The organism is Campylobacter concisus (genome assembly GCF_902460705.1).
Lineage (GTDB): Bacteria > Campylobacterota > Campylobacteria > Campylobacterales > Campylobacteraceae > Campylobacter_A > Campylobacter_A concisus_Z.
Genome location: NZ_CABPUP010000003.1, coordinates 116,446 through 126,812, shown reverse-complemented (window position 1 = coordinate 126,812; position 10,367 = coordinate 116,446). Strand labels below are relative to the sequence as shown.

At 37.0% G+C, this 10,367-nt stretch carries 8 protein-coding genes; 3 read left to right on the top strand and 5 right to left on the bottom strand.

Translation table 11 applies throughout. From position 1 onward, the window contains the following. Positions 1-257 precede the first annotated feature (257 nt). From F3G75_RS05615 to mqnE, 5 genes are read right to left on the bottom strand one after another with little or no spacing between them, the layout of a single operon-like run. Positions 258-959, bottom strand: a complete 702-nt coding sequence (locus F3G75_RS05615; RefSeq protein WP_149716876.1) for a pilus assembly FimT family protein — start codon at positions 957-959, stop codon at positions 258-260. Continuing rightward, positions 960-2,177, bottom strand: a complete 1,218-nt coding sequence (locus tag F3G75_RS05610) for a glycosyltransferase family protein (RefSeq protein WP_149716875.1) — start codon at positions 2,175-2,177, stop codon at positions 960-962. It lies immediately after the preceding gene. A gap of 9 nt (positions 2,178-2,186) precedes the next feature. Beyond that, the gene (locus F3G75_RS05605; RefSeq protein WP_149716874.1) at positions 2,187-2,627 is read right to left on the bottom strand and encodes a phosphoribosyltransferase; all 441 of its coding nucleotides are present in this window, start codon (positions 2,625-2,627) and stop codon (positions 2,187-2,189) included. A 12-nt stretch (positions 2,628-2,639) separates the two neighbouring features. Continuing rightward, positions 2,640-3,932: an NCS2 family permease gene (locus F3G75_RS05600; RefSeq protein ID WP_087578927.1), complete on the bottom strand. Its 1,293-nt coding sequence runs from the start codon at positions 3,930-3,932 to the stop codon at positions 2,640-2,642. A 12-nt stretch (positions 3,933-3,944) separates the two neighbouring features. Continuing rightward, positions 3,945-5,009, bottom strand: coding sequence for an aminofutalosine synthase MqnE (gene mqnE / locus F3G75_RS05595; RefSeq protein ID WP_149716873.1), 1,065 nt, complete (start codon positions 5,007-5,009; stop codon positions 3,945-3,947). Between the two features lie 110 nt (positions 5,010-5,119). Here mqnE and F3G75_RS05590 point away from each other — a divergent pair, with 110 nt between their 5' ends. The 3 genes from F3G75_RS05590 to F3G75_RS05580 all read left to right on the top strand — a co-directional run bounded on the left by F3G75_RS05590 (position 5,120) and on the right by F3G75_RS05580 (position 10,366). After that, a complete protein-coding gene (locus tag F3G75_RS05590) occupies positions 5,120-7,615 on the top strand; it encodes an HD domain-containing protein (protein ID WP_149716872.1) in 2,496 nt (831 codons plus the stop codon). Positions 7,616-7,618: 3 nt separating this feature from the next. Then, positions 7,619-9,430 carry a glutamine--fructose-6-phosphate transaminase (isomerizing) gene (gene glmS, locus F3G75_RS05585; RefSeq protein WP_149716871.1) on the top strand — a complete coding sequence of 604 codons (1,812 nt, stop codon included), beginning with the start codon at positions 7,619-7,621 and terminating at the stop codon, positions 9,428-9,430. A 147-nt stretch (positions 9,431-9,577) separates the two neighbouring features. Further along, positions 9,578-10,366 (top strand): CsgG/HfaB family protein, encoded by a 789-nt coding sequence (locus F3G75_RS05580; RefSeq protein ID WP_087586473.1) that lies wholly within the window; start codon positions 9,578-9,580, stop codon positions 10,364-10,366. Position 10,367 lies beyond the last annotated feature (1 nt).

Here is a 10,367-nt window from a genome sequence, read left to right as displayed (position 1 = left end):
TAATAGACTGGCTCAATCGATCACTTGTTTAGATTTCAAAGATTGACTAATAGTTTAACAATTGTAAGTTAAAAGAACAACGATAAAAAGAAAAGGCTTTATTAACCAATGAAGTTAAAGGTGGTTTCTCGTTTCGTGAGCTGGAATTATATACGAGCAATACTTAAAGATAGTTGAAATATTTAGGGAATTTGAGAAAATTTTATTAGGCGCTTTAAAATTTTAAAGCATGTATTTCTATTATAGGTTTATAGGGTTTAGTTTATATATGCGTATCCACTTCTTTTTTCTATATTTATAGAGGCCACATTATTATTTTTATCTGTTAAAACTATCTTGCAATCGCCTTTCAATAGTCTTGAATAAGGCCTTTTTGCTCCTTTATTACCAGTAACACTCACTACTCTCATAGGCCTACCTAATTCGTCAAAATCAATGGTTTGCGTCTTGCCTTTTCTACAACTACCAACAAATTTAACCGATTTTATACCATATTTTTTTTCAATATTTAAATCTATATTAATTTTATTGCAATAGGATTGAGGAATGCCTCTCCAGCCCGCGCTTAAAAATTTACTTGACTTTTGTGTATCGATGGCAACCTCTTCTTTGGAATTTAAATTACCACTAAATTTATTACCACTACCTCTTTTATCATAAAAAATACTATATTTCCAAGATTTAACCCCAGGCTCATCTACTGAGCACTCTTGCAAACTAGTGTCATTAATAGCTATCCCCCATCTCATTTTAAACCAAAATTTTTCATTTTCTGAATGAACAAATTTATCATCTTGCATGGCAAGGTGCTGGGCGTACCTTATATGCGTTAGCATCTGTGTAGCTGCCTCTCTGGCTCCGTTTATTTCTAGCCTTGGTATGATCATTGCTGCAAGTATGCCAACGGCAATGATTACAAATATAAGCTCTATAACAGTAAAACCCTTGTTTTTATGCATCTACCTGCCTCTTGCATCGAAATTTGCGATTACTTTTCCCATTTTTTCTATGCAAAATTTTGATTTTCCATCTAGATCGGCGCTTACTAATAAATTTTTAGACTCATCTCTTATGTCTATACCATAAAATTTAAGTCTTAATGCAAGCTTTTTATTATCAGTGTATAAATCCTTGATTTCCGCTTCTTTTAATTTAGCAGCAAGCTCTTTTACAACATCAAATTTATAGACAAAATGCTTTGTTGGGTTATCTAAAAATAGGTAAAAAATTTGATTAAATACGATCATCGACCAGTTTAAGGCTAAAAAAAGCATCACTAAGGTCGTGCAAATTTTATAGCCTTTTCTAAATTTTGGCAATCTTACACGATACGAATTAAAAAATACTCTTACCATAAGTGGTGTTGCAATCACACAAAATGGCAAAAACTGCTCAAGTTCCAGCCTTTGGCGCACTGAAACTATCATACAAAAGCAAAATGAGCAAATCGCAATAAACCATAAAAGATCCTTCTTTTCCTTAACCCAAATTCTATAAATCGTATAGACAAAAAAGATAAAAATAAACGGTGAAAAAACAGCGGCAAAGATACCAAAAGTATCGATAAAGTGCCCACTTGGCCTACCATTTGTATCAAAACCAAAAAAGTAAAGCGTGAGTAAAAATAAAATAGCACTTAGCCAAGCAAGTGGCGGCTTCCTTTTATAAAGTGAAAATATAAAAAATCCTACGTAAAATATCAAAAAATCACCATCTATAAAAAAAGAAAGACAAAAAAATGCTACAAATAAAATTTTATTTTTAACATGGAAAAAGTAGATACACAGGAGCGCCAGCATAACGCAAAGCCCAGCATTATTGACAATAAGGGCTGAAGCTAGCGTGCCAGGAAGTAAGATAAAAAGCAATACTGCAATAAGTCTGTCAAACTCTAATTTAATGTAAAATTTGCTTACCTTATACATTAAAACGACGCTTATGACATGAAACGCGATCATCACAGATCTTAGAGCAATATCCGTTTGACCAAAAATTTGAACACTTAATTTTAAAACATGGCTAAGAAAATTTTGTTTGTTAAAAAAAATTTCAGCTTCACTGTAACTTATACTAAGAGAATTTGCCGTATAAAGTAAAAATATACAATCGATCAAACATATTAAAAATACGCTAAAAGCGACGTGATGTCCAACAAATTCTCTAAATTTATCTAGCAAAAATTTTCCTTAAATATGTATATCCCAAAAAAACTCGATCCAATCGTGAGCCTCTTTTACCTTAAATTCTGGCAAAAGCAGAGCTTTCTCTTTATAAAAGACGGTCGCTATTTTTATATCTAAATTTGGATAACGCTTAAGCAGCTCTCTTTTTATCTCGACCATGCTCTCTCCACTGTCGATGATGTCATCGACGAGCAAAATTTTAGTGTATTTGCTAAGATCTGGTACGTTAAAGATGTTAATCGTATCAAGCTTGTTTGTATCTTCATAGTGGATAGAATTTAGGGTAAATAAATTTCTATTATTAAGCGCAACAGCTAGCGAGTGGCCAAGCGTTAGACCACCTCTTGCCACAGCTAGTATCGCCTCTGGATCAAATTCATCTTTTATCTGTTTTGCCATCTTTTTAGTATCAACAGCAAATTCATCATAGCCATAAAATATCATCTTTCTTCCTTATCAATGCACTAAAAATACGATGAAACTAATGAGCGCTAGTACGACTACGCCTAAATTTATATCGCTAAATTCTCTCTTTATGAGCTTAACTATTACGTATGACATAAATCCAAATGCAAGGCCGTTTGTGATCGAGTAAGTAAGTGGTATGAGTACAACTATGAAAAATGTCGCAACTGCAATAGCTGGATCTTTGAAATTTATACTAGCAAGCTCAGCAAACATAAGCACGCCAACCATTACAAGGATCGGATAGATGGCATTGCCAGGGATCGCTTTAAAAAGTGGTAACATAAATAATGTAAGTATAAATAAAAGTCCGCAAAATACAGCTGTTAGACCAGTTCTGCCGCCCTCTTCTACACCGCTAGCACTCTCTACAAACGATGTGGTCGTACTTACGCCTACAAGCGAGCCAGCCGCCGTAGCAATAGCGTCAGCTTCAAGAGTTTTTTCAAGTTTTACGACGCCATCTTTTTTATTTTCATCAAAAATTCCAGCCCTCGTTCCTACTCCAGCTAACGTGCCTATCGAGTCAAAAAGATCGGTAACAAAAAATGTGATAACAACTGGCAGCAAGGCTAGACTAAGCGCGCCTTTTATGTCAAGCTCTAAAAATATCGGAGAGATAGAGGCAGGAGTTGAGAAAATTTCTGTTGGATGAGGAGCGATACCAAGCACCCAAGCTATCACTGAAGTAGCAAGCACAGCTAGTATAAACGCGCCCTTTATCTTCCACGCCCAAAAGCAAATAACTAAAAATAATCCCAAAACGCCAAGAAGTACGTTTGGATCTTTGAAATTTCCTATGCCAACCAAAACTGCGTCACTATTTACGATAAAGCCCATTTGCTGAAATGCGACAAAGCTGATAAATGTGCCTATGCCAGCGCTTATCGCTCTTCTTAGGTCAAGTGGGATGGATCTTATTATCCACATCCTAAAATTTGTAAAAGATAAAACGACAAATATCACGCCGCTTAGAAAAACAACGCCAAGAGCCGTTTGCCAAGGCACTTTCATACCGATGCAAAGACCAAATGTAAAATAAGCATTAAGTCCCATACCAACGCTCATCGCAACTGGCGTGTTCGCCCAAAGACCATTTAATACAGTAGAAAATATGGTAATTAGCGCTGTTGCAGTGATGAGTGCCTCATAAGGCATGCCAGTTTTGCTCATAATGATCGCATTTACCGGCACGATATACATCATCGCCAAAAACGTCGTAAGTCCCGCTCCAAATTCCTGCTTCACACTTGTTTTATTTTGTGCTAAGTCAAAAAATTTCACCCCAAGCTCCTTTTAGTAAATTTTAAGTTCGTTATATAAGCTATCACGCTCAACCGGCGTAAAACCAGATGTCTTTATGAGATCACAAAATGTCTTTAGTGTAACGCCATTTGCGCTATTTGCGCCAGCTGCACTTTGGATGCTCTCTTTTTCTATCGTGCCATCAAGATCATCAGCGCCAAATTCCTGAGCGATCATCGCCAAATTTAGCGTCGAAGTGGCCCAGTAAGCTTTGATATGAGGAACATTATCTAGCACAAGACGTGAGATCGCCAGAGTCTTTAAAATTTCAGCTGATCCTAGAAATTTCACATCTTTTAAGTAGTTATTTTCTCTTTGATAGACAAGCGGGATAAACGCGTTAAAACCGCCAGTTTCATCCTGCAAGTCTCTAATCCTTAGCATGTGATCGATCCTGTTACCGCGGCTTTCTATGTGACCAAAAAGCATCGTTGCATTGCTCTGCTTGCCTTTATCATGCCACATTTTGTGGATTTTGAGCCAGTTTTCGCTACTTACTTTGCCTTTGCAAATTTTAGCCCTGACCTCTTCATCAAAAATTTCAGCCCCGCCGCCTGGCATGCTATCGACGCCGTATTCAAGCATCTTCTCTATCACCTCATCATAGCTTAAGCCATAATGCCTTGATAAAAAGTCGATCTCAGCTGCCGTCATCGCTTTTACATGGAGCTCTGGATGAGCTGCCTTTATCTTTTTAAAAATTTCTAAATACCACTGCCAGCCACTTTTTGCGTTGTGGGCAGAGACAATGTGTATTTCCTTTACGCCGTGGCTCACGCTCTTATCAACGATCTTTAAAATTTCTTCGTGGCTCATTAAATATGGATTTGGATTTTTTCTGTGAGCCGAAAATGCGCAAAATTTACAGATATCAGCACATATATTTGTTGGATTGATATGGCGATTTACATTAAAAAAGACCTTGTTGCCGTGCAGTTTTCTGCGCTTTTTGTCGGCAAATTTAGCCAAGGTAAAAAGATCAAGCTCATAAAGCGAAAAAGCCTCTTGTTTGCTTAATCTCTCGCCACTTTCTAGTTTTTGTAATAGATTCATTATCTTTATCGTCCTAAAGCTGAACTTAAGGTCTTATTATAGATAAATAAAGCTTTGTTTTTGCAAAAATTATGTAACATTTGCCAAGATATTTTTAACAATGGAAACATTAAATGCTGGCTGATAAAAGTACCAAAAATAGCGATAATTATTCAAAGATCAAAGAGAAATTTCTTGATTTTAAGGCAAATTTACCAAAACACTTTCAAAAAAATCAGGGTAGAAATTTTGCAAATTTTTTAGCCAAAGAGTATGATGATTTTATAAAATCTTATTTAAATGAAACTATGCGAGATTTTTTTGATGATTTTGTGCCGCAAAATGACAGCTTTGCCTTTAGTGTTTTAGCTACTGGAAAATACGCCCAAACCCTACTTAGTGCAAATAGCGAGCTTGAAATTTTGCTATTTTATAAAAATTTAAAAGGCTACAACATAAAGAATTTCTTAAAAGAATTTAGCGAAATTTTAAGTAGCTCTGGAATAAATTTTTATATAAAAAGCGTTGAAATAGATGAAATTTTTACAAATTACAAAGACGATCTCAAATTTAAAAGCGAAACATCACAAGTCCGATATATCTGTGGTTCAAAAAGTCTCTACCGCTTAGTAAAAAGCGAGATCGTAAAATTAAAAGAATTTGATAAAAAAGCCTTTTTAAACTACCATTTAAAGGCATTTTTGCCGTTTTCTAGCATCAGCTACTTAGCCCAAGAGCCAAATTTAAAAAGTGGCTTTGGTGGGATAGATGAAATTTATCACCTAAACTGCATACTAAACTGCCTAGATAGTGATATTTCAGTTAGATCACAAGCCCTAAAAGTGATGAATGAAAAAGAGATCGCTAGTTTTAACCTAAATGTGGACTTTTTACTAAGCCTACTAACCACCTTAAATTTGACGCAAAATTCTGATACTTTTAGCGCTTCAAGCGTTGAAATCACGACAAATTTCATGCAAACAAAGTCTAAAAAGCTTCAAGACAATGAAAGCGTTATCAGCCAAAAGATGCTAAGCTCAATGAATAATGTCGCCATTTATTCAAGGTTTATCGTCGCTTCTCTTTGTAGGCCATTTTTTAAAAGTGAGCTAAATTTTGATCAGAGAAAATTTGCAAGGCTAAAAAATGGCTTTTACGAGATAAATGGCGTTATCTACGTACCGCTTCATAAAAAGCCGGCTCTCATTGAAAATCTAATAACCGAGCTTTTAGAACTAAAAGATGTGGATTATAAATTTGATATAAGCGCGATCTTTTACATCAAGCGAGCCATTATCACAAAAAGCGGCTTGGAGCGCGCTATCAGCGAGTTTAAGAAGATATTTTTAAGAAAAAATTCCTACGCAATTTTAAAGTCATTGCTTGATGCGCAAATGATACAAATTTTAATAAAACCAATGGAACACATCAGCCAGCTAGCTCAGTACGACGGCTATCACGAATTTACGGTCGATGAACATAGCATCTTAAGCGTAAAATTTCTTGAAAATATAAAAGATAAATTTATAAAAAATCTCTATACCGAGCTTTGCTTGGAGGGCAAGACGATGCTAAAGATCGTGACTTTAATGCACGACGTTGGCAAGGGGCTTGGTAAAGACCACGCAAATATCGGCGCTAATATCTTTAGAGCATACGCAAACAAGCTAAATTTAAGCCAAAAGGCCGTAAATATCGGCGTCATCTTGATAAAATACCACACGCTAATGAGCAACGTCTCAAACAGAGAAGACATTTATTCCCAACGCGTTATATTTGCTTTTATCTCAAAGCTTGGCGACAAGCAGGTTTTAAAACTGCTTTACATCCTTAGCTACTGCGTGATAAACGCGACAAACGAGAGGCTCTATAACGCCTATACTGCAAAGCTTTTAAGGGAACTTTATGAAATTTCTCTTAGTGCATTTAGCGATGAAAATTTACTAGATGAAGCGACAAGGCGAGTAAAAAAAGAGCAGTCTATAAAACGAAATAGCGAGTTTTTGGCGCTTGAACCAAGCTTGCAAGAGAAAATTTTTAAAATCACATCAAATCTTGTCTTTATAAAATATAGTGGGAGTGAAATCATAAATTTAAGCAAGGTTGCAGATAGCTTAAATGCGACAGAAATTTTTATAAATAACTCTAAAAATTTAAGCATTCAGATCTACACAAGAAAGAGCCTAAACTTAAGTGCCCTGCTCTATGAATTTGCTAAATTTGACCTAGCATACATGGAAATTTTTGAGCTATTTGAGAAAAAATTTTATATCAGGCTTGATTTCAACCAAAATATTAAAAAAGAGGAGCTTGAAAATACTAAAAATTTAGCTCTAAAATCCCTAAATAGCGAGGTTCTAAAAGAGCCTTTGAAACCAAACATTAACAAAGATGAGATAAACTTCGAGCTAAATCACTCAAAAGATTACGCCAAACTTAGCATCAACGCAAAAGATCAGCGTGGGCTAATGGCTTATGTGATGAGTGTTTTTGACAGGCTTTATTTTCAAGTCACGAGTGCTAGAATCCAAACGGTCAAAAATAGAACAAGAAATCTCTTTTTGATCGAGAAAAACGAACGACTTGAGAGTAAAGGCGAAGAGATATTAAATTTATTAATAAGTGAGTAAAAAATGTGTGGAATCGTAGGATACATCGGAGATAAAGAGAAAAAAGAGGTCATTTTAAGCGGTCTAAAAGAGCTTGAGTATCGCGGATACGACAGCGCTGGCATGGCTGTGATGAGTGATGGCAAGATCGATTTTTTTAAGGCGGTCGGCAAGCTTGAAAATTTAGCCCTAAAAACAAAGGACTTTACATCAACTGGCTTTGGCGTGGCGATAGGTCACACACGCTGGGCGACGCATGGCAAACCAACTGAGATAAACGCTCATCCGCACCTTGGCGAGCACTCATTTGTCGTTCACAATGGCATCATCGAAAACTACAAAGAGCTTAAAGATGAGCTTGAGGCAAAGGGCGTGAAATTTGTCAGCCAAACCGACACCGAAGTGATAGTGCATCTTTTTGAAGAAATTTTAAAAGAGAAAAAAGACCCATTTAAAGCTTATGAGGCAACTATCGCAAAGCTTAGAGGCGCTTATGCGACACTACTTATCACCAAAACTGCACCTGATAAGATATTTTTTGCAAAAGATGCCGCTCCTATGGCGATAGGAAAGAGTAATGAAAAAGAGCTATATTTTGCCTCATCAGACGCCCCACTTATCGGCAGCGCAACAGAGGTGGCATATTTAGATGACAACAACTATGGCTATGTTAGTTTAGACGAGATCGCAGTCTTTAAGCACGGCAAAAAGGCTAGCATAACATTTAACGCCTTGCCAAAAGATAAAAGTTATGCCCAAAAAGAGGGCTATACATTTTTCATGGAGAAAGAAATTTACGAGCAAGGTGCGGTCGTATCTGAAACCATCATGGGCAGGGTTAAAAATCACAAAGTCACCCTTGAAAATTTAGACGATGAATACCTAAAAGGTATCGATGATGTTGTGCTTTGTGCGTGTGGGACTAGCTACCATGCAGCACTAACCGCAAGCTATCTTTTTGAAAGACTTGCTAAAGTTAGAACAAAGGTTGAAGTGGCAAGCGAATTTAGATATAGAAAGCCTTATCTAAACAAAAACTCGCTCTTCATCGTCATCTCACAAAGTGGTGAGACAGCTGATACTCTTGAGGCGCTTAGGATAGCAAAAGAGGCTGGGCTTAGAACGCTTGCGATTTGCAATGTCGATAACTCATCTATCGTTAGACTAGCTGACAATACTCTTCTAACTCGTGCTGGTATCGAAAAAGGTGTTGCGAGTACAAAGGCCTTTGCAACGCAGATCATCGTACTTTGGATGCTTGTGCTTCAAATGGCAGCAGCAAAAGAGTCTATCAGTAAAGAAGAGCTTGATCACGAGATCAAAACGCTTCTTCACATCCCACAAATTTTAAATATCAATAACTCTCTTCAAGAGAAGCTTCACCGCCTAAGCAAGCATTATTTACACGGACATGGCTTCTTCTTTATAGGTAGAGATATCTTCTATCCGCTAGCACTTGAAGGTGCGCTAAAGCTTAAAGAAATCTCATATCTTCACGCCGAGGGCTATCCATCAGGTGAGATGAAACACGGCCCTATTGCACTTGCGGATGAGAAGCTATTTACGATAGCTTTGATGCCTCAGAATTTACTTTATGAAAAGACAAAGAGCAACGTCGAAGAGCTTGCTGCAAGAGATGCGTACATCCTAGCGATAAGCCCACTTGAGTTTGAGCTAAGCGATGACTACGTAAAAACAAGTGTTCAAGATCACTACATGAGCGAATTTTTTGAGATGATGCTTGTACTTCAGCTACTTGCACTTGAAATTTCTGTTAGACTTGGCAACAACGTCGATATGCCAAGGAATCTTGCAAAAAGCGTAACTGTCGAATAACTCGTGTGGCTGGCATCTTGCTGGCTGCTTAAATTTTTGTGAAAAATAATTTTGCATTTATGTTATTAAACATAAATTTTATATTAATATTTTTATAATATTTGCTTATATATAATGCTAAGACTAACTTAAATATTAAGGATAAAAATGAAGTTAAGTTCATCTTTACTAAGCGTAGGTCTTGGAGTTTTACTTTTAAGCGGTTGCGCAACTGGCAACAACAATGGCGTAACTGGCAGTGCTGCTGGTAGCAACAATAAAAACGCTAACACAAAAATAGAAAAGTGTAGTAGCACTCTTGGAACACTTGCGTTTTATGAAGACCAAAATTCTGATTGGTATTCATATTTAACACACAACTACAAGCTCACATCAACTATTCCGGTTTTGCGTCTTCTTGCGCAACAAACTGGTTGTTTTGTTATAGTTGAACGTGGCGCTATGATGGATAATATGATGCAAGAGCGTGCACTTGATAGATCAGGCGAACTACGTGGTGGTTCCGGCTTTGGTAAAGGTAAAATGGTAGCAGCTGATTATACTATTCGCCCTGAAATTTTCTTTAGCAACGAAGATACGGGCGGTGCAGGTGCTCTTGTTGAAGCACTTTTTGGTAGTGTAGCAGGTGCTATAGCTGGTGGTTTTTCAACAAAAGAGACACAAACCACATTGGTTCTTATAGAAAATCGTTCAGGTGTTCAATTAGCGGCAGCTATTGGCTCAGCTTCTAGCACTGACTTCTTTGGCATGGGCGGCGGTGCTGGCGCTTCTCTTGGCGCGGGACTTGGCGTATATTCAAGAACACCTGAGGGAAAAACACTTGTAAATGCTTTCCTTGATTCAATGAATCAATTAGTTATTGCTCTAAAAGACTACAAAGCACAAAATGTAAAAGGCGGTCTTGGCAAAGGCGGAAGTCTAAAAGTAGGAGATTAAT